The organism is Candidatus Thiodiazotropha sp. AKAK3 (genome assembly GCF_058244645.1).
The window spans coordinates 168588-187460 of the sequence record NZ_JBSYOQ010000077.1 but is presented as its reverse complement, the minus strand read 5'-3'; the positions used below and the strand labels follow the sequence as shown (position 1 = coordinate 187460).

At 47.5% G+C, this 18873-nt stretch carries 18 protein-coding genes; 15 read left to right on the top strand and 3 right to left on the bottom strand.

The features are described 5' to 3' along the window. The first annotated feature begins 6 nt into the window (after window positions 1-6). From tusB to AC4IE7_RS21060, 12 genes are all read left to right on the top strand, one after another. Complete coding sequence (gene tusB / locus AC4IE7_RS21115) at window positions 7-312, top strand: sulfurtransferase complex subunit TusB (protein WP_490778858.1); 306 nt, start codon at window positions 7-9, stop codon at window positions 310-312. Between the two features lie 43 nt (window positions 313-355). Next, the gene (locus tag AC4IE7_RS21110) at window positions 356-688 is read left to right on the top strand and encodes a TusE/DsrC/DsvC family sulfur relay protein (RefSeq protein ID WP_490778857.1); all 333 of its coding nucleotides are present in this window, start codon (window positions 356-358) and stop codon (window positions 686-688) included. 77 nt (window positions 689-765) lie between these two features. After that, window positions 766-1488: a respiratory nitrate reductase subunit gamma gene (locus tag AC4IE7_RS21105; RefSeq protein ID WP_490778856.1), complete on the top strand. Its 723-nt coding sequence runs from the start codon at window positions 766-768 to the stop codon at window positions 1486-1488. A gap of 28 nt (window positions 1489-1516) precedes the next feature. Then, on the top strand, window positions 1517-3058 hold the full coding sequence (gene dsrK, locus AC4IE7_RS21100; RefSeq protein WP_490778855.1) for a sulfate reduction electron transfer complex DsrMKJOP subunit DsrK: 1542 nt from the start codon (window positions 1517-1519) through the stop codon (window positions 3056-3058). 85 nt (window positions 3059-3143) lie between these two features. Then, on the top strand, window positions 3144-5090 hold the full coding sequence (locus AC4IE7_RS21095; protein WP_490778854.1) for an NAD(P)-binding protein: 1947 nt from the start codon (window positions 3144-3146) through the stop codon (window positions 5088-5090). 8 nt (window positions 5091-5098) lie between these two features. Further along, window positions 5099-5575 (top strand): sulfur reduction protein DsrJ, encoded by a 477-nt coding sequence (locus tag AC4IE7_RS21090; protein ID WP_490778853.1) that lies wholly within the window; start codon window positions 5099-5101, stop codon window positions 5573-5575. Between the two features lie 2 nt (window positions 5576-5577). Next, window positions 5578-6330 carry a sulfate reduction electron transfer complex DsrMKJOP subunit DsrO gene (gene dsrO, locus AC4IE7_RS21085; protein ID WP_490778852.1) on the top strand — a complete coding sequence of 251 codons (753 nt, stop codon included), beginning with the start codon at window positions 5578-5580 and terminating at the stop codon, window positions 6328-6330. Window positions 6331-6352: 22 nt separating this feature from the next. Beyond that, window positions 6353-7540, top strand: a complete 1188-nt coding sequence (gene nrfD / locus AC4IE7_RS21080) for an NrfD/PsrC family molybdoenzyme membrane anchor subunit (RefSeq protein WP_490778851.1) — start codon at window positions 6353-6355, stop codon at window positions 7538-7540. Window positions 7541-7706: 166 nt separating this feature from the next. Further along, window positions 7707-9122, top strand: a complete 1416-nt coding sequence (locus tag AC4IE7_RS21075; RefSeq protein WP_490778850.1) for a cobyrinic acid a,c-diamide synthase CobB — start codon at window positions 7707-7709, stop codon at window positions 9120-9122. Beyond that, entirely contained in the window at window positions 9115-9435 is a 321-nt protein-coding gene (locus tag AC4IE7_RS21070) for a HesB/IscA family protein (protein ID WP_490778849.1), read from the top strand. The genes AC4IE7_RS21075 and AC4IE7_RS21070 overlap by 8 nt, the downstream gene beginning before the upstream one ends. Window positions 9436-9478: 43 nt before the next feature. Continuing rightward, window positions 9479-10582, top strand: coding sequence for a sulfur reduction protein DsrS (locus AC4IE7_RS21065; protein ID WP_490778848.1), 1104 nt, complete (start codon window positions 9479-9481; stop codon window positions 10580-10582). A gap of 382 nt (window positions 10583-10964) precedes the next feature. Then, window positions 10965-11912 (top strand): calcium-binding protein, encoded by a 948-nt coding sequence (locus AC4IE7_RS21060; RefSeq protein WP_490778847.1) that lies wholly within the window; start codon window positions 10965-10967, stop codon window positions 11910-11912. Window positions 11913-11953: 41 nt separating this feature from the next. On the opposite strand, the gene AC4IE7_RS21055 is transcribed toward AC4IE7_RS21060, so the two are convergent. Genes AC4IE7_RS21055 through grxC form a run of 3 tightly spaced genes read right to left on the bottom strand, consistent with a single transcriptional unit; the run spans window position 11954 to window position 13067 of the window. Next, on the bottom strand, window positions 11954-12403 hold the full coding sequence (locus AC4IE7_RS21055) for a hypothetical protein (RefSeq protein ID WP_490778846.1): 450 nt from the start codon (window positions 12401-12403) through the stop codon (window positions 11954-11956). A 2-nt stretch (window positions 12404-12405) separates the two neighbouring features. Beyond that, window positions 12406-12807 carry an RNA-binding S4 domain-containing protein gene (locus AC4IE7_RS21050; protein WP_490778845.1) on the bottom strand — a complete coding sequence of 134 codons (402 nt, stop codon included), beginning with the start codon at window positions 12805-12807 and terminating at the stop codon, window positions 12406-12408. Next, complete coding sequence (gene grxC, locus AC4IE7_RS21045) at window positions 12804-13067, bottom strand: glutaredoxin 3 (RefSeq protein ID WP_490778844.1); 264 nt, start codon at window positions 13065-13067, stop codon at window positions 12804-12806. The genes AC4IE7_RS21050 and grxC overlap by 4 nt, the downstream gene beginning before the upstream one ends. A gap of 404 nt (window positions 13068-13471) precedes the next feature. On the opposite strand from grxC, the gene pepN reads away from it, so the two are divergent. From pepN to AC4IE7_RS21030, 3 genes are all read left to right on the top strand, one after another. Beyond that, complete coding sequence (gene pepN, locus AC4IE7_RS21040) at window positions 13472-16120, top strand: aminopeptidase N (RefSeq protein WP_490778843.1); 2649 nt, start codon at window positions 13472-13474, stop codon at window positions 16118-16120. Between the two features lie 283 nt (window positions 16121-16403). Further along, a complete protein-coding gene (locus AC4IE7_RS21035; RefSeq protein WP_490778842.1) occupies window positions 16404-17957 on the top strand; it encodes a CHAD domain-containing protein in 1554 nt (517 codons plus the stop codon). Next, window positions 17957-18700, top strand: a complete 744-nt coding sequence (locus tag AC4IE7_RS21030) for a ParA family protein (protein WP_490778841.1) — start codon at window positions 17957-17959, stop codon at window positions 18698-18700. Before AC4IE7_RS21035 ends, AC4IE7_RS21030 begins: the two co-directional genes overlap by 1 nt. The last annotated feature ends 173 nt before the right edge of the window (window positions 18701-18873 follow it).

The window sequence follows — 18873 nt, the reverse complement described above, 5'->3', positions numbered from 1 at the left end:
AAGAGTATGAGCACACTACACACAGTCAATAAATCACCTTTTGAGAAGTCTTCCATGGACAGTTGTTTGACGTATGCCAAAGATGGCAGTTCCGTCCTGCTGTATGAAGACGCTATCTATGGTGCTATCAAGGGTTCATCTATAGCTGACAAAGTTTCTGCTAAAAGCGGTGTCAGTTTTTATGTGCTTGGCCCAGACCTTAAGGCGCGCGGCGTCTCAGAAGATAAGGTCATTGATGGTATCGAAATCGTGGACTATCCCAAGTTTGTTGCTCTGGCTGCAGAGAACGACAAAGTGCAAGCTTGGGTCTGATTAGTTTACTGAACAACTCTGTAACGTTATTTGGAGAGAAAATATGGCTATCGAAGCAAATGGTAAGTCCTTCGAGACTGATGAAGAAGGTTACCTGACCAACTTAGGTGAGTGGGAGCCTGCTGTTGCCGAAGTTATGGCAAAAGAAGATGACCTCGAACTGACTAGTGAACACTGGGAAATCATCAACTTCCTGCGTGAGTACTATGAAGAGTATCAGATTGCTCCGGCCGTTCGCGTTCTGACCAAAGCTGTAGGTAAAAAACTGGGTAAGGAAAAGGGTAACTCCAAGTACCTCTACTCTCTGTTTCCTTATGGTCCTGGTAAGCAGGCTTGCCGTTTCGCTGGTCTGCCTAAACCGACTGGCTGTATCTAAGAAACCAAGTGCACGTGGTGGGTGGATATTTTATCCACCCACCAGTGATCTGATCAACTTTTGAGGAACGCAGGAACATGTCATCTGTCTACGCGTTGCTGTTTATCGTAGCGACCATCGTTCTGGTAATTGGTCTGGCGAGAAAAATCGTCCAGTATGCCAAGACACCTGCACCATTAAAGATTCCTACAACGCCGGCACCTGTGACCCAGACCGGAGTTGTTTTTCGACTGTTTCGTGAAGTTGTACTCTTTGAGAGTCTGTTCAAGAGCACAAAGTGGACCTGGGTTTTTTCCTGGTTGTTCCACTTCGGATTGTTCCTCGTTTTACTCAGGCATCTGCGCTACTTTATTGAACCGGTATGGCTTCCTATAGAGCTGATACAGCCGTTTGGGAAGTATGCTGCATTTGCGATGGTTGCTGGATTGGCTGGACTCTTGATTCGTAGAATTTTTGTGGATCGTGTTCGCTACATTTCATCACCTTCTGATTATCTCTGGCTGCTAATACTGATTGTTATTGGTATGAGTGGTGCTACGATGACATTTGTAGTGCACACAGATGTGGTCGCGGTTAAACAGTTTTTTACAGGCTTCTGGACCTTGAGTGGGGGCGACCTCCCGATGGATCCTATCCTATTGATACATCTCTCACTGGTTGCTGTGTTGATGATTTTGCTGCCGTTCAGCAAGTTGTTACACATCCCTGGTATCTTTTTCAGCCCAACACGAAATCAAGTTGATAATCCGCGCGAGCGACGTCACCTGGTTGAATGGGCGAAAAAGTTTGAAGAGTCTTAAGTTGTCGCTTGGCCGATGAGGGTTACAAATGGCTGGTGCTAAGTTTGAAACACCGGAACTGAGTGAATTTATCGAGGTTCCTGAGCTGGTAGAGGATACCATGAAGCATATAACATGCTTTGTGGCCAAGCCTGACCATCAGGAACCCTTGGGATTTCCTGGTGAAAAGCTAGAGAACTGGAAAGAGGTCGCCATCGATAAGATGGGTGACCTGCTGAGTCGCTATCGCTCATTCCAGGTATTCATGGATGCCTGTGTGAAGTGTGGTTCTTGTACCGACAAGTGCCACTATTTTATTGGTACCCAGGATCCGAAGAATATGCCAGTAGGTCGTCAGGATCTGCTGCGTAAAGTCTATCGTCGCTACTTCACCTTTGCTGGAAAGTATTTTCCGAAATTAGTTGGCGCAGCAGATTTAACTGATGAAGTTATTGATGACTGGTACAGCTACTTTCACCAGTGTTCGCAATGTCGACGCTGTTCTGTTTTCTGTCCCTACGGCATAGATACCGCAGAGATATCCATGGCGGCTCGAGAGATACTCGATTCCATTGGTGTGGGTCAGAAATACTGTAACGAAATTATTGCTAAAGTACATAAGATCGGTAATAACCTTGGCTTGCCAGGACCCGCCATCGAAGACACCCTCGAAGGTCTTGAGGAAGATGTCTGGGAAGAGACGGATGTGGCGGTTAAGTACCCACTTGATGTTAAAGGCGCTGATATCCTGCTGGTTACACCATCAGCAGACTTTTTTGCTGAACCTCACGTGGATGGCCTTATTGGCTACGGCAAAGTCTTCCATGAAGCTGGCGTAAGCTGGACTCTGAGTACCAAAGCCTCGGAGGCTGGTAACTTCGGGATGTTCATCGGCAGCTACGAGAATATGCGTCGGGTATCCCTGAGAATACGCGAGGCAGCGCTGGAATTAGGTGTCAAACGCATTGTATTCGGAGAGTGTGGCCATGCTTGGCGCATTGCATACAGTTTTCTGAATACACTGGCTGGACCATTCGATTTTCTTGATCCTGACTATCCAGTACCACAGCACATCTGTGAGTTTACTCTTAACGAGATAGAACAGGGTACTTTGGAATTCGACAAGTCTGAAAATGACGAAATGTCGATTACCTTTCATGATTCATGCAACGTGGCTCGAGCTTCACGTATGGGCGACAAGCCTGGTGGACAGTTCGAGATTCCCCGTAAGGTTATCAAGGCAGTGGTAAACAACTATCACGACATGGAGTGGGATACCATCCATGAACGCACTTTCTGCTGCGGTGGTGGTGGTGGCCTGTTGACCGATGATCTGATGGAAGTGCGAGTCAAAGGGGCCAAACCTCGTATGACAGCCTTCAAGAATATCATGGAAGAGAAGGGGGTAACTCACTTGGCTGCAATCTGTGCAATCTGTAAAAGCCAGTTCACCAAGGTGTTTCCTTATTACGGGATGGACATGTTTCAGATCGTCAGTGTTCACCAATTGGTAAGTAATGCCATTGTTATGAACAGAAAAACGCCACCTGAGGAAGCCCCAGGCTATGGCGAAGATGATGATGACGAATAGACCACAAATATACAAATACTAGCGCAACATAGATCCCTGCATTGTGTAGGGCACGACCAAGATAAGTTCTATAAGGAGACTGAATATGTCAACTCCTAGTGAAGAGATGAAAAACCAGATTACTTGGCGCCGTTATGAAGATGGCGAAAACGAGTGGGATGATTGGGGTGAGAAGATCTTCCGTGAAGATACCTCCTATAAGTGCCCTACCTATATCAATCGCACACCACCCTGTCAGGGAGGTTGTCCCTCCGGTCATGATATCCGTGGCTGGCTGGCTATTGTGCGTGAGCAGGAGAAGCCTTCTGAAGGTATGGATTGGGAGCAGTACGCTTTCGAACGTGCTGCAGAGGCCAACCCATTCCCATCAATGATGGGTCGGGTATGCCCGGCGCCATGTCAGGATGGCTGTAACCGAAATGAGGTTGAAGATTTTGTCGGCATCAACTCGGTTGAGCAGTACATCGGTGACACTGCAATTGAGAAAGGCTTCAAATTCACCCCTGGTGCTGATACCGGTAAGAAGGTTGCAGTAATCGGTGGTGGTCCTGCAGGTATGGCGGCAGCCTTCCAGCTTCGCAAATTGGGTCACGCTGTTACGGTATTCGAAAAGGATCCCGAACTTGGCGGCATGATGCGTTATGGTATCCCCAACTATCGTATACCTCGCGATAAGCTGCAGGCTGAGATTCAACGAATTCTCGATATGGGTGTTGAAGCCAGAACCGGCGTAAAAATTGGTTCTGACGTGCCTGTTGCTGAGATTGAGAAAGAGCATGATGCGATTCTCTGGGCACTTGGATGTCAGAATGGCCGTGATCTGCCAATAGATGGTTGGGCAGGTACAGCAAACTGCGTTTCCGGTGTTGCTTTCCTGAAGGCTTTCAATGAAGGCCGTATGAAAGTTACTGCCAAGAGTGTGGTCTGTATCGGTGGTGGTGATACCTCTATCGATGTCATCTCAGTCGCCCGTCGTCTCGGTACCAACACTGCGGCAGGCAATCCTGAAGATATCGTTCTGGATGTCACCATGAGTCAGGATGATGCGCTTGCTGAAGGTGCTGAGCCCGCAGCTGCGACCCTGACCTCACTGTTTACCAAAGACAAGATGTTTGCGGCTCAACATGAGATTCATGACGCGCTGCACGAAGGCTGCGAGATTCTGGATGGTGTAATGCCTCTGGAAGTGATTCTTGGTGATGATGGTCGCGCCACTGGACTTAAAGTATGTGACTGCACCATGGACGGCATGACTCCAATCCCCACCGAGGGAACCGAGCGTGTGCTGGAAGCCGACCTGATCGTCTCCGCTATCGGCCAGAGTGCAGATATGGATGGGCTGGAAGATTTGGCCAATGACCGTAACCTGATCGATGCGGACAAGTTCTACCAGGTTCCAGGTAAAGAGGGTCACTTTGTAGCGGGCGATATTATTCGTCCTCATCTGCTGACCACCGCTATCGGTCAGGCTTCAATCGCTTGTGAAAGCATCGATGCCTATCTGACCAAGAAGACTATGGCAAAACGTCCGAAAGTCGATGTACACCACTTCGACCTGTTGGATAAGCTGAAAGAAGCCAATATGTCGCCAGAGTCTTTTGACAAGAAAGAAGACGATATGCGTGGCACCAATTCTGCAAAATTTGCAGTGCACAACTACGAGGATCGTTCACGTCAGGAAGTTGTACCTGCGAATGATCTTTTCCTTGGGCACTTCGCTTTTACGCCTAGACTGTTGCGTTCTGAAGATGTTCCTTCCTCTGAGGAAGTTTTGCATCACTTCAAGGAGCGTATGAGTGGCCTGAATCAGGAACAGGCTCAGGATGAGGCAAAACGATGCATGAGTTGTGGTATGTGCTTCGAGTGTGACAACTGTGTTGTCTTCTGCCCGCAGGATGCTGTATTCCGCGTCAAGCGTAACGAAACTACAACTGGCCGCTATGTCGATACTGATTACAATAAATGTATCGGCTGTCATGTATGTACTGATGTCTGCCCAACTGGTTATATCCAAATGGGGCTAGGTGAATAGGAGCTGAGATGCGTAGTTCTCTCATCAGCAACAGCGCTCTCTTGGTTTTGCTGGCGGTGCTTTTTGCACCTGCCATGCATGCCTTTGCAGAGAGTGGGTTAATAGCCGAAAATTCGAAAGCTGCTTCACTTAAAAGCTGTGTGGCGCCAACGGATTTGATACGCAGAAATCACATGGATTTCCTCAAGCATGGCAGAGACGATACCGTTAGAGATGGTGTACGGGGTCTCGAATACAGTCTATCCGAATGTATAGATTGTCATGCTTCAAAGAATGCACAGGGAGAATCAGTTCCTGTTACCGATGAGGGTGAATTCTGTCAAGTGTGTCATGGTTATGTTGCGGTGTCCCCAGCCTGTTTTCAGTGCCATAGAACTACCCCTGATGATAAAGCCAAGGGTGCAAAACTAGGACATCACACAGGTGAATCAGATCCGCATGCTGGTCTTGATATTAAACTGCCAGCTGGGACTCAGAGAGACTGATTATGAGTAATAAGTGTGACCAGCCGAATTTGGATCGCCGTAAAATGATCGGTGGTGCCATAGCAGCAACTGGTGCGATGACAATCGCGCCTGGTGTGATTCTTCATGCAGCATCCGTCAGTGATGAGAGATCTGCTGGGGCCAAAGCAGAACACCGTTGGGGAATGCTGATCGACAGCAACAAGTGTGCTGACGGTTGCTCTGCCTGTGTCGATGCCTGTAACGATGAGCATGGCCTGGAAGGGCATGACCGACCTGATACAGACGCTGTCTGGATTCGTCCGGTAAAATTGAAAGACAAGCTGACCGGTAATGAAAGCCGTATGGTCATGATGTGCCAGCACTGCGAACATCCACCCTGTGTCGATGTCTGTCCGACCAATGCTTCATTCAAGCGCGTGGATGGTATCGTTCTGGTAGATCGCCATCGTTGTATTGGTTGTCGTTACTGCATGATGGCCTGTCCTTACAAAGCACGATCCTTCGTTCATGAGGCTCTGTCTGACCAATCAGTCAATGCACCTCGAGGCAAAGGATGTGTTGAATCCTGCACACTCTGTGTTCATCGCGTCGATAGTGGTGTGATGCAGACAGCCTGTCAGGAAGCTTGTGATAAAGAGGGCCACGCTGCCATCATTTTCGGTGATTTAAAAGATCCGGACAGTGAGATCAGTAAGAAGCTCAAATCCACTAACTCAGTACAGATCCGGGCCGACCTCGAGTTGAATACCGGCGTGCGCTATCTCAACCTGTGATCTGAGGGGAGCTAGGATTCAAATGAGTAAGATGTATTACCGCGAACTCTACTGCGGCACACCAGTGCGTTTCTGGTCGGGCCTGGCTTTGTTGGGCACTATAATCGCCATTGGCCTTGGCGCTGCCTTCTACATGGAGCATAACGGCCACTGGGTGACCGGCATGTCCAACCAAATAGTTTGGGGACTGCCTCATGTGTTCGCTATCTTCCTGATAGTAGCCGCTTCCGGTGCACTTAATGTAGCTTCGATAGGATCTGTATTTGGTGGGCCGCTGTATAAGCCGCTGGGCCGCTACTCTGCTCTGCTGGCAATCGGATTACTGGCTGGCGGTTTAATGGTTTTGGTACTTGATCTGGGTCGTCCCGATCGTCTGATTGTGGCGATGACTGAGTACAACTTTAAATCGATTTTCGCCTGGAACGTAATTCTATACTCCGGATTTTTTGCGATTGTTGGTGTCTATTTGTGGACCATGATGGATCGCACAGTAAGTAAATATAAACGAACTGTTGGTTTCGCAGCTTTCTTCTGGCGTATCGCACTGACTACTGGTACCGGATCGATTTTCGGTTTTCTGGTTGCTCGCGAGGCCTACGATGCTGCGATTATGGCGCCAATGTTCGTCATCATGTCGTTCAGTTATGGTTTGGCATTCTTTATCATCACTTTGATCGCCGCATATGTCTGGGGTGATCGTGAGCTTGGCGATTTTCGTCTCGCTAAACTGAAAAACCTGTTGGGTGTATTTGTAGGTGCGGTACTCTACTTCACACTGGCCTATAACCTGACCAATCTCTATATTACTCAGCATCATGGTATTGAACGCTTCATCCTTCTGGATGGCGGTGTTTATACCCAGATGTTTTGGATTGGACAGATCTTTATTGGCAGTATCATACCGCTTTTCCTGATCTACTCTCCTGCATTTGAAAAATCTCGCTGGGCGATTGCTGCAGCGTCGATTGCTGTACTGATTGGTGGATTTTTTCAGATCTATGTCATTGTGATCGGTGGACAGGCCTATCCTATGAATCTCTTTCCTGGCAAAGAAGTTGTGGAGAGTGGTTTCTTCGATGGTCAGGTAATGAGCTATGTGCCTACTCTACCTGAGGCGGCCTTGGGCGTTGCCGGAATCGCGGTTGCCCTGGCAATGGTTGCAGTGGGCGCGCGGGTATTCAAGGTCTTTCCAGAGACCCTGGAAGATTAAGTCATTCTGAAAATTCATGGATGTAGGCCTAATTTCACATCCTATTCATGGCCTGTTGCAATCATCATAAGAGGCCAACAAAAAATCCATCATCGAGTGCTTCGGTGGTGGATTTTTTCGTTACAGGGTAGGATATTCCCAGCTTTCAATAAGATGTAGATCAACAGTGCCTGCAATATATATCTCTGCCGCACATAAATCATCGGGTAAGACAACGCTCTCGATAGGGCTTGTTCGCGCCTTGGTTGATCGCGGAATGAGAGTCCAGCCTTTCAAGAAAGGACCAGATTATATTGATCCTCTTTGGTTATCAGCTGCTGCAGGGAAGGCGTGCTATAACCTCGATTTCTACACTCAGAGCAGAGATGAAATCCTCAGCAGTTATGCGCAACAACTTCAGGGTAGTGACCTGGCGCTGATTGAAGGTAATAAAGGTCTATTTGATGGTGTGGATTTAGAGGGTTCAAATAGTAACGCAGCTATGGCGGTTTACCTGGGGACACCCGTGGTGTTGGTGATCAACTGTAAGGGTATGACCCGTGGTATAGCGCCACTCTTGTTGGGGTATCAGGCATTTGATTCAGAAACCCGGATTGCGGGCGTGATATTAAACCAGGTAGGCGGCAGTCGGCATCAGTCAAAACTAATACAGGTGGTAGAGCACTATACGGATATTCCAGTGCTGGGATCTGTTCAGGCAGATAGCGGTTTGCAGATTGTTGAGCGCCATTTGGGGCTGATTCCCAGTAATGAGCAGCAGAGTTCTGAAAAACTGATCAACAGGTTGGCAAAAGCAGTAAACGATCAGGTGGATCTAGACCGCTTTATTGATATTGCAGATCTCTCAGAACAAGCAGAGTCCCCTCCCACACAATCTCCATTGAATTCTGGTCGCAGATATAGTGGTTTGAAAATCGGTCTTGCAAGGGATGAAGCATTTGGATTCTACTATCCCGATGACCTCGACAGATTCAGGGCATTGGGTGTCGAATTGATAGAATTTAATACCTTGAAAGGTTCGGAACTACCTGATGTTGATGGAATATTTCTAGGTGGTGGCTTTCCGGAAACTACCATGGATGCAATCCAAAACAATACCTGCATGCAACAGGCGATTGCCAAATTCATTGAGAATGAAGGTCCAGTCTATGCGGAATGTGGTGGATTGATATATTTGACCAGAAGTCTTACCTGGCAGGGGAAAAAATGTAGAATGGCAGGTGTGATACCGGCTGATACGGTGATGCATGAAAAGCCCCAAGGGAGAGGCTATGTGCGTTTGAGTGAGACAGGAAGAACCCCTTGGCCTAAACTGGGGGATCACCAACAAGAGACAATATATGCCCATGAATTTCACTACTCATCGTTAGTTGGGTTGGAAGCGAACAAGGAAGATTTCGCCTATAAAGTGGAACGGGGCTACGGTATTAATGGCAATAATGATGGTTACGTCTACAAGAATCTACTGGCAAGCTATACCCATAGACGTAGTGTAGGCGGCAACGACTGGGTGGCGCGTTTTGTGGCGCTGGTCGCGAGCAGAAAAAACGCAAGCAGCAAATTAAAGGTGACCGATGTTTAAAATTACACCTCGAGCAGCGGAACAGATATTACAGGCGGCAAAAATGGGCGGTACTGAAGGTATGGCACTTCGTTTTGCGGCACAGAAGAAAGACGATGGCAGTTTCGACTACCTGATGGGCTTCGATGACGCAAATGAAGAGGATATTCAGTTTGATTCTGAAGGCATCAATATCATTATGTCTCCTGAATACTTTCCACTGTTAGATGAAACAATCATGGACTTTGCCGAACTGAATGATGGTGAGAGTCAGTTTATATTTATGAACCCCAAGGATAGCAATTACTCTCCGCCAACAGAGCCTGTGCAATAGAACTAGCGGCCTTCTGTGCCGCAGTTCGAAGCTGCCATAATCTATGGATCTTTCTAGTGAAGATGCCTTACGTCTGAACGTATTGCTTGCCAACAAGCCGCAGGCCATACGCATTGATGAATCCGCATTTACCCTCCATGCGCTCACTGAAAAGGGTGAGACTACCCTCACACTCAATCCAAATTGCAGGGAAGATCTCTATCTTCGAAAGGTAAGAGAGACCCTCTCCGGGCATGCTTTAGGCTCGCCAGGAGGGTATCCGGTCTATCTCAAACGCTGGAGTCGTATGGGACAGACCCGGGATGACAACCTGGAACAGTTACTGCTGCTTGGCGAACCGGAAGCTGTGGTCGCTGTCACCTCTGCCAAAGGATTGACCAATGAGGTGGCAAGAAGAGCCTGGTGGACCTCTCAGGAGCCAGATAATGCCAGACGTATGCTTCAGAATCAGCATGTAATAGAGGGTGATATCGGGCCTGAACTGGCCAGATTTTTGATTGAATATCTACCGTTTGAGACCGAACCTCTGACTATCGTAGAGAGCCTTAGATTGGTGCTTCAACCTGGGCTTATCAGCGAAAAGGAGTGTCATGAATTGTGGAAGCGCTGCGCTAGAAAACCGACATACTACCTTGGATTTCTCGCTACTATTCCGGATCAGCTCCCGCAACCACCAGTCGCGAGAGTAATAAGTGATGAAGAGTCTCTCTCATGGCGATCTCTGGCCGAATCAGGCAATCCTTATGCGTTGATGATGCAGCGAGTCAGCGCTTCACAAGGGCAGGGATTTATCGCTACAGCGCTAAAGGTAATGGAAAAGCCTGCGAACCAGGATGTAGTCACAATGTTGTTGGATGTATTGCAAGACTACTTCTCCTCGTTACGCCCGCAAGGGGATCCGGATCTAACACTGGAAGAGTTACAGCTTGAGGCGCACTCCCTGCAAGATGAACATTTAACCGCCTGCTGTGCTGTAAACGACAAAAGAGAAGCGGAGTTTCGCACCTTCTTTCTGCTATCCGGCTTGGGATATGGTGCTGTACGTCCGGTATTCTCAAAAACAGATTCAATCGGAAGTCTGATGCGAAAAAAGCTGGCGCCAGTTTTCGATCCCCTCAAAGAGCAATTATTGCAGTTGATGGATTAAACAACTGTTTCTCTATCTTCGTAGAATTGTCTGGTAACTCCCCAAAACAATTTTTCAGTATATCCCTTATCTGGCAATCATGTAGTTATGGGGCCTGGTGATCCGCTTGATCTTTGTCTGATTTCTCGCTCGACCCACAAGCTATTAACCCTGAAGACGACATACTTAGTCGCCGGGTTAATAAGGCCTATTCGATTAGTGTTAACAGGCCTAGGGTAATCACCTACTGATTTGCTGACATTAATCTGTTTTAATTTCAATTGATCTCCAACACTCAAACTAGTTTTCAGATCTATATTATTTACCCAGACGGGTACTGTTTTTCACTAGTATTTGCTAGTCCACTAAGTGACTAGCGGAATAATTTAAAGGAGTAGATTTTATGAATGGCGTACAAGGAAGTCCGGAAGGTTTAGCCTGTCATCGTGGCGGTTGTATATTGCCTGATTCCGGAAGGGATTTTTTTACATGCGATGGCGCACATATCTCAAGTAAAAACGGCAGAACCGAAATCACTGGCAGTGGTAAAGACGATAATATTAATGCACACATCAACCCCGATGGTTCTGTCGACGTCGATATCAACGGTAAATCTTTTCATTTTACTGCTGAAGAGGCACAAAACCTGGTTATCAACGGAGGGGATGGCAACGACAATATCAGCGTAACAGGTCAACAGTTATGTGGTCCGGAGAAAAACATCACCCTGAATGGTGGTTGTGGTGATGATGTAATACGTGGTGGTTCTGGCGATGAAGCCATTCGCGGCGGAGATGGCAATGACACCCTGATTGGTGGTGGTGGGGATGATTGCCTTGCAGGTGGTAAGGGAGATGATAGTATCTGGGGTGGATCGGGTAATGACAGGATCTATGGACAAGATGGCAATGATACCCTGGTAGGTAACGAAGGCGATGATCTGGTCTTTGGTGGACGTGGCGACGATAATATCTGGGGTAGTGCTGGAAACGATAATCTCAATGGTGGCGCCGGTAACGATAGTCTTGTTGGTGGTTGTGGAGATGACTACATCACAGGTAATGCGGGCCGGGACAATATGTGGGGTGGATTTGGTAACGATCTCCTAACTCGAAATCCTGATGATGGTTACGTGGATGCCGGTGGTCAAGCTGGTGATCGTACATATTGTGTCAGCGATGGAGACAACACTACCATCATTGAGAATCCTGATGCAGACCAGGTTTTAAAAGGCAGTAATGACAGCTCAGGTAGCGGCTTTAACCCGTTCGATCCATTGGGATTGTTTAGTGGTGGAGGACCCTCTCTCGGAGCTAATAGTTTTCCGCTAAATATGATTTCACCCAAGTAATTTTTTCATGGACTGGCGCCTTGTGGTTCCAGTCCTTATCACTACCTGATCCGGCGTCTACCCTTATAAGCTGAAACATGCTGTATCAGGGTTTGAAAGGGCAGAGCATCCAAACCTCGAAACTCTATTTTAGCCTGATTGATGAGGCCAAAGACATCTTCAATACATTCAGGTATTGATTCATCAGGAAAGAGTGCTGAGTAGAGTCCGCGTAATCCGCCAACCTGCAGGCGCATCGCCTTGCCATGCGGCAAGACCTCATTATCGTTATTTGATTTCAAGGCAAAGCGTGCCTGATGGCGCAGTTTTTCCAGTAGTTCAATACATTGGGAATTGGCGTCATCTGAACAGCAGTGAACCCCCTCCCGTTCTGCAATGCAGATCTTTTTTGACTGGCTGCAATCGCACTTGCGGGAGAGCAAACTCTTTTCAAAAGCACAGAGGCGCTCATTCATCTCCCGGTAGGTGCGACGGAAAGCATCCTGATCCATTGTTAACCTGATTTATTGATGAATCTGTGAATCATACGCCTATTCCGCTTTGTGGGCTTTCCCTGGGCTGGCTGAGGCGCACAGCTGCGTTCCAATCGCTGTGCTTCGATAGTTTTTTCCCGCTTGGTTATACTTTCCGTTGTCTCTTCATAGAAATGACAGGCTTCGGAGGCTGGTCTTCTGCGATTGGCCGGTACACTGACCTTAATATCCCACTCCAGAGAACCCTTGTGGATTCTCAAGTGGCTACCAATCGTTACCTCTTTACCCGGCTTGGTTCTCTGGCCATTGAGATGGACTTTTCCTCCATTGATTGCCTCTGCTGCAATCTGGCGGGTTTTGAAAAAACGAGCGGCCCAGAGCCATTTATCCAACCGCACCTTTTCTATCTGTTCCTGGGTCATTCGTCCTCTATGCCAAGCAGCTGGTTGAGGCGGCCGGAAATCTCCATTGAGGCCAGGTCATCATAGCCACCGACATGGAAATCATCGATGAAGATTTGTGGCACCGTATGTCGATTGCTGCGACGCATCATCTCCTGCATGATCTCTTGATTGTGATCGATGCGAATCTCTTCATAAACCACACCTTTGTTTTCCAACAGGTGTTTGGCGCGAACGCAGTAGGGACAGATAGCGGTAGAGTACATGACGACTTGTGGCATTAATGGGCTCCTTAATACTCTGTAATGCTAACTGATTGTAATGGCGATAAAAAATATAATTTTATAGTGGATTTATATCCTAACAGCAGGAACCTGATACTTCTACCTGTGGATAGTCGATTTGCCTGGATGGTCAAGATAGATATATGCCATGAAATCTATCGGGTTGTCATGGCGTTCGCAACCCGCTATCTCATCTCTATCTGACAGGCCTATGACTGTTTGGCTTTGGATGTGCGATCTATTTGTGGTGATACCCTATGCTCTCCAGTATTGGAACAATACGGTTGGTTTCCCTGAGTGATCATTGCATCTCATCGCAGGTCACATTTAGACTGTCAAAAAGCGATCAAAACATATCCCTGGAGTCGCCAGCGACTCCTGGCTGAGTATAAGGAACCTCGATGCGAACAGATAACGCCAAGACCATCTATCTAAAAGACTATCACCCGCCGGAATACCTGGTTGATCAGGTGGCACTCGAGTTTGATCTTCAGGAGGATAAGACCCTGGTATCAAGTCATCTGCAAATGCGCAGGAATCCTGCTTGTGTTGATCAGAATCCTGATTTGGTGCTCGATGGTGAACAGTTGAAGCTGTTAAAGCTCACTATCGATAACCGGGAGTTGAGTGGTGATGAGTATGAAGTTGATGATCATACACTTACCATTGCAGGTGTGGGGCAACGTTTTACACTTTCAACACAGGTTGAAATCAAGCCTCGAGAAAATACCGCGTTGGAAGGTCTCTATCAATCTGGGAAGATGTATTGTACACAGTGCGAGGCGGAAGGTTTCAGACGTATAACCTATTTTCCTGACCGACCTGATGTCATGGCAGGATTTGTCACCACTATAGTCGCTGACAAAGCGGCTTATCCTGTACTGCTCTCCAATGGGAACTGTGTAGAGCAACAGGATCTGGCTGATGGACGCCACATGGTTCGTTGGCAAGACCCTTTTCCTAAACCTTGTTATCTGTTTGCTTTGGTTGCCGGTGATCTTAAGTTTCAACAAGATAGCTATACAACAAGTTCTGGACGTTCAGTTGATCTGCGTATCTATGTCGAACCGGAAAACATCGACAAATGCGATCATGCAATGACTTCACTAAAACATGCCATGGCCTGGGATGAGGCGAACTATGGCAGAGAATACGATCTGGATATCTTCATGATTGTAGCGGTGAATGATTTCAATATGGGAGCAATGGAGAATAAAGGACTTAATATCTTTAATTCAAAATTCGTTCTTGCCCGCCCCGATACAGCAACCGATAGCGACTTCCAGAATATCGAAGGCGTTATCGCCCATGAATATTTTCACAACTGGACAGGTAATCGCATCACCTGTCGGGATTGGTTTCAACTCAGTCTGAAAGAGGGACTTACTGTCTATCGGGATCAGGAGTTTTCAGCCGATATGGGATCCCGCGGGGTGAAACGCATTGATGATGTACGCTTATTGCGCAGCCATCAGTTTGCCGAGGATGCGGGGCCGATGGCGCATCCGGTTCGTCCTGAGAGCTATATAGAAATTAATAATTTCTACACAGTTACTGTATATGAAAAAGGGGCGGAAGTGGTACGTATGCAGGCGAACCTGCTCGGCGCTGAAACTTATCGAAGGGCAACAGATCTCTATTTTGCAAGACATGATGGCGAAGCGGTAACTACAGATGATTTTGTAAAATGTATGGAGGAGGCGAGTGGTCGTCAGCTTGATCAGTTTCGCCTTTGGTACAGTCAGTCAGGCACTCCTGTGGTACGTGTCGCGGCCGATTACGATAAAGCCAAGCGTCTCTATCAGCTGACATTTACCCAACAGACACCTGAGACCCCTGGACAGAAGAGTAAACAGCCCTTCCATATTCCGATTGCCCTGGCGCTATTGGATAGTGAAGGTCAGACTCTTCAACTAAAACAGAGTGTTGATAAGCCGGCGCTACATAAACAGTTGGTTGTAGAGCTCTCCCAAACATCTCAGACTTTCAGCTTTTACGATCTACCTGAACAGCCAGTACCCTCGTTGCTGCGCGGCTTTTCTGCACCAGTAAAACTTGAGTATGACTACAGCGATAAGGAGTTGATGTTCCTGATGGCCAAGGAGTCAGATGATTTCAATCGCTGGGATGCAGCTCAAACCCTTGCCAAGCGTACCCTGCTGAAGCTGGTATCGGCAGCTCAGCAAGGTGATACTTTTAGTCTCGATGATGGATTTGCTGAAGCTTACCGTCTGGCATTGATTGATGAGCATGCAGACAAGGCATTGCTGAGTGAATTGCTCAGCCTGCCGTCGGAGTCGACTATCGGAGATCATATGGATCTGGTCGATGTGGAGGCGATTCACCAGGCTAGAGAGTGGCTGAAGCGTACTTTGGCGCAACAACTGGGGGATGAGCTGTTACTCGTCTACAAGCGCGATCAAACCGATCTTTACGATATCAGATCCAGCTCAATGGGACGCAGGAGGCTGAAAAATCTTGCGCTAAACTACCTGATGTGTCTTGATGATCCGGAAATTGATGCCATTTGCATGGATCAATTTGAATCTGCAGATAACATGACTGATGTGATGGCAGCATTGAATTGTTTGGTTGATCGCGATATACCCGATCGGGAGAAAGCGCTCTCTCTTTTTGAAGCGAAGTGGCGGGAAGACCCGTTGGTTATGGATAAATGGTTCACTGTGCAGGCGGGATCCTCTCTGCCAGGAACCCTATCCCATGTAAAACGTCTAATGGATCATCCTGCCTTCTCGATTCGTAATCCGAACAAGGTGCGTAGCCTGATCGGTGCTTTTTGTAGTATAAACCTCTCTGCATTTCATGCTGCTGATGGATCCGGTTATGACTTTTTGGCTGATCAGGTGATTGCGCTGGATAGCTTGAATCCCCAAATAGCAGCACGTCTTCTACGCATAATGAGCCGTTGGCGCCGCTATGACGAATCACGACAGATACTCATGCGCCAGGCATTTGAACGGGTGCTGGCACAGTCTGATATCTCTCGTGATGTATTTGAGATTGCCAGCAAGAGTGTTGCTGATGAGTAATCAATATTCCTGACCCGTCTAAAGGGAGCCCCGCTAATGTGTCAGCCCCTATTGAAAAGGGCACACCATTCCAGGCGAAGCACCTTTACCTTGGCATGGCAGCGGGATAGCGGATTCACCAAACAGCTTTCTGGAAATAGCTGTTTTTATCGGCATATCTCGATTGAGCATGATCAATACGAAAGATGTTTTTTCGTCTATGATCAAACTGATACCTGATTTGGCAATTGTTTCTCTGTGGTGGGTCGGGTAATCTTTATGGTTTTGTTTTAGAGAAGACAATATGGCGCTGCAATCGGTATCTTATTTACTTCCTGATGACCTCGATCTGGAGAAGTTGAAGCGTATCTTCACCGAATCGAATGGATTGCGGGAAGAGGCGCCCACGAAACTTAAATTGACCTACTACGACAGTTTCGATTGGAGAGTCTGGCAGGCAGGGGCGGAGTTGGTAGAGGAGCATGGCTCTCTACGTCGTCTTTGCTGGCATTATCTGAAAGGAAATAGGGCGCCACTCTGTCAGATTATCGAACAGACACCGGGCTTCGCCAAACAGCTTCCTCCCGGGGGGTTGGCTGATCAGGTTGCTGATGTGCTTGAAATGCGGGTGGTTCAACCTAAAGTCCATGTGATACAGCAGCAGCAGACCCTTGCACTTCTCGATAGTGAGGAGAAGACTGTCGTCAGGGTAGTATTGGAACAAAATAGTTTCAGATCCATAAACCGCAAGCAGACCGGCCCGTTGGAAGGGCGCCTGGTTTTGAAGCCTCTCAAAGGCTATGAGTCCTATTTTGAGGATCTGCGGCAACGCCTTCAATCAATGAAGCTGCAAAACTGTAATCATAGCCTCTATCAGGATGCACTGTCGGAGGTTGCTATCAAGCCTGGTGACTATAGCTCCAAATTGAACTACCGGCTGGATCAGGATGCACGTTCGGATGTTGCTGCCAGACAGATCATGCTGGACCTCCTCGATACACTGGAAGCCAACATTGCAGGCACAAAAGCTGATCTCGACAGTGAGTTTCTACATGATTTACGTGTGGCAACACGCCGCACACGTTCAGCAATGAGCCAGATCAAAGGGGTATTTGATCCTCAAGAGTTAGAGCCCTTCAAAAAGGGGTTTGGTTGGGTCGGTCAAATTACAGGCCCAACGAGAGACCTGGATGTCTACCTACTAAAATATGACCAATATCGAGCCAGTCTTCCACAACCACTCCAGGCAGACCTTGATCCCTTCTACACCTATTTAGTGGCGCATCATAAAGTGGAGCAGGCAAAGTTGGTGAAGAAGCTCAACTCACCCCATTTTCGTAAGTTGATCAAGTCTTGGCGTGAGTGGTTGACAACACCATCGAATAACACTCAAAGCGCTCCTCATGCAGAAAAGCCCACGGCTAAGCTTGCAGATAAAAGAATCAGTAAGCTATATGCTCGGGTGCTGAAGGATGGTCTTGCCATCGATCCAGATAGCCCAGCCGAGTATCTACACGAATTGCGAAAGGATTGTAAGAAACTGCGCTATCTGATGGAGTTTTTTCAGAGTCTCTATCCGAAGCCTGCTATAAGGGAGTTGATCAGGTCACTTAAGGTGATTCTTGATAATTTAGGAGAGTTTCAGGATTTGGAGGTTCAGGCTCAATCCCTGGAGGTACTTGGCAGTGAGATGCTCAAAGAGGGTGCACCTGCCAGCGCATTGATGGCGATGGGTGTTCTGGTCGGTAGATTATTTGAAAGGCAGGCCAGGGCAAGAGAGGAGTTTACTAACCTATTCTCTGCTTTTAGCAGCCAGGATAATCAAAAGGCCTTTCGTCAGTTGTTCGGAGGGGCTTGATGCACATTCTTGGCGTTTACAATATTAAAGGTGGGGTTGGAAAGACTGCCACAGCTGTCAATTTAGCCTATTTGGCGGCAATGCAGGGATACCGTACCCTGATCTGGGATCTCGATCCTCAGGCAGCAGCGACCTACTATTTTCGTATAAAACCAAAAGTAAAAGGGAGCAATAAGCGTCTGATAAAAGGTAAGCTGGATCTCGATGAAGTGGTGAAGGCGACAGATTTTGAAAATCTGGATATGCTGCCTGCAGACTTCTCATATCGTAATATGGATCTACGCTTGGAAGAGGCCAAAAATCCAACCAAACAGCTGTTGAAGTTACTGCGACCTCTCTCTCAAGCTTACGATTATGTGTTTTTGGATTGTCCACCCAGTATCTCCCTGGTGTCAGAAAATATCTTTCGGGCTGCGGAGGGACTGCTGCTTCCACTGATTCCTACCACGCTCTCTCTGCGTACCTATCAACAGCTATTGGATTTCCTTGAAGGTCATCGTATTACGGGTTTGGAGTTAATGCCTTTCTTCTCCATGGTGGATCGTCGCAAACGCATGCACCTGGATGTAATGAAGAATCTGCCTGATACACATGGTGAGTTGCTGAAGGCTCAGATTCCCTATGCCAGTGATGTTGAAAAGATGGGCTTGCACCGTATGCCGGTACAGGCCTTCGCTCCAAAGTGCATGGCAGCCAGTTCCTATCAGGCATTATGGATGGAAGTACAGCGACGGCTGGGTTAAATTGCTGCTGTTCTAGGGCCTATTCGATTAGTGTTAACTGGCTCTATAAGCTGGTTGCTTCAATCACCTGTTTAAAGTAGTGAAATATTTTTACTTCACCCATATTGACCTCAATTTAAGTCTTTCATGTGTAGTGGGTAATCTTTGCCCTTTTGGCTTTCGATCCACTGCCT

What these genes read in the sequence shown, in the direction of transcription:
- grxC (WP_490778844.1), bottom strand. Translation starts at nt 13,067, where the DNA reads ATGCCACAAGTCGTCATGTACTCTACCGCTATCTGTCCCTACTGCGTT.
- pepN (WP_490778843.1), top strand. Translation starts at nt 13,472, where the DNA reads ATGCGAACAGATAACGCCAAGACCATCTATCTAAAAGACTATCACCCG.
- nrfD (WP_490778851.1), top strand. Translation starts at nt 6,353, where the DNA reads ATGAGTAAGATGTATTACCGCGAACTCTACTGCGGCACACCAGTGCGT.
- AC4IE7_RS21060 (WP_490778847.1), top strand. Translation starts at nt 10,965, where the DNA reads ATGAATGGCGTACAAGGAAGTCCGGAAGGTTTAGCCTGTCATCGTGGC.
- AC4IE7_RS21090 (WP_490778853.1), top strand. Translation starts at nt 5,099, where the DNA reads ATGCGTAGTTCTCTCATCAGCAACAGCGCTCTCTTGGTTTTGCTGGCG.
- AC4IE7_RS21030 (WP_490778841.1), top strand. Translation starts at nt 17,957, where the DNA reads ATGCACATTCTTGGCGTTTACAATATTAAAGGTGGGGTTGGAAAGACT.
- AC4IE7_RS21095 (WP_490778854.1), top strand. Translation starts at nt 3,144, where the DNA reads ATGTCAACTCCTAGTGAAGAGATGAAAAACCAGATTACTTGGCGCCGT.
- dsrO (WP_490778852.1), top strand. Translation starts at nt 5,578, where the DNA reads ATGAGTAATAAGTGTGACCAGCCGAATTTGGATCGCCGTAAAATGATC.
- tusB (WP_490778858.1), top strand. Translation starts at nt 7, where the DNA reads ATGAGCACACTACACACAGTCAATAAATCACCTTTTGAGAAGTCTTCC.
- AC4IE7_RS21070 (WP_490778849.1), top strand. Translation starts at nt 9,115, where the DNA reads ATGTTTAAAATTACACCTCGAGCAGCGGAACAGATATTACAGGCGGCA.
- AC4IE7_RS21105 (WP_490778856.1), top strand. Translation starts at nt 766, where the DNA reads ATGTCATCTGTCTACGCGTTGCTGTTTATCGTAGCGACCATCGTTCTG.
- AC4IE7_RS21035 (WP_490778842.1), top strand. Translation starts at nt 16,404, where the DNA reads ATGGCGCTGCAATCGGTATCTTATTTACTTCCTGATGACCTCGATCTG.
- AC4IE7_RS21110 (WP_490778857.1), top strand. Translation starts at nt 356, where the DNA reads ATGGCTATCGAAGCAAATGGTAAGTCCTTCGAGACTGATGAAGAAGGT.
- AC4IE7_RS21065 (WP_490778848.1), top strand. Translation starts at nt 9,479, where the DNA reads ATGGATCTTTCTAGTGAAGATGCCTTACGTCTGAACGTATTGCTTGCC.
- AC4IE7_RS21050 (WP_490778845.1), bottom strand. Translation starts at nt 12,807, where the DNA reads ATGACCCAGGAACAGATAGAAAAGGTGCGGTTGGATAAATGGCTCTGG.
- dsrK (WP_490778855.1), top strand. Translation starts at nt 1,517, where the DNA reads ATGGCTGGTGCTAAGTTTGAAACACCGGAACTGAGTGAATTTATCGAG.
- AC4IE7_RS21055 (WP_490778846.1), bottom strand. Translation starts at nt 12,403, where the DNA reads ATGGATCAGGATGCTTTCCGTCGCACCTACCGGGAGATGAATGAGCGC.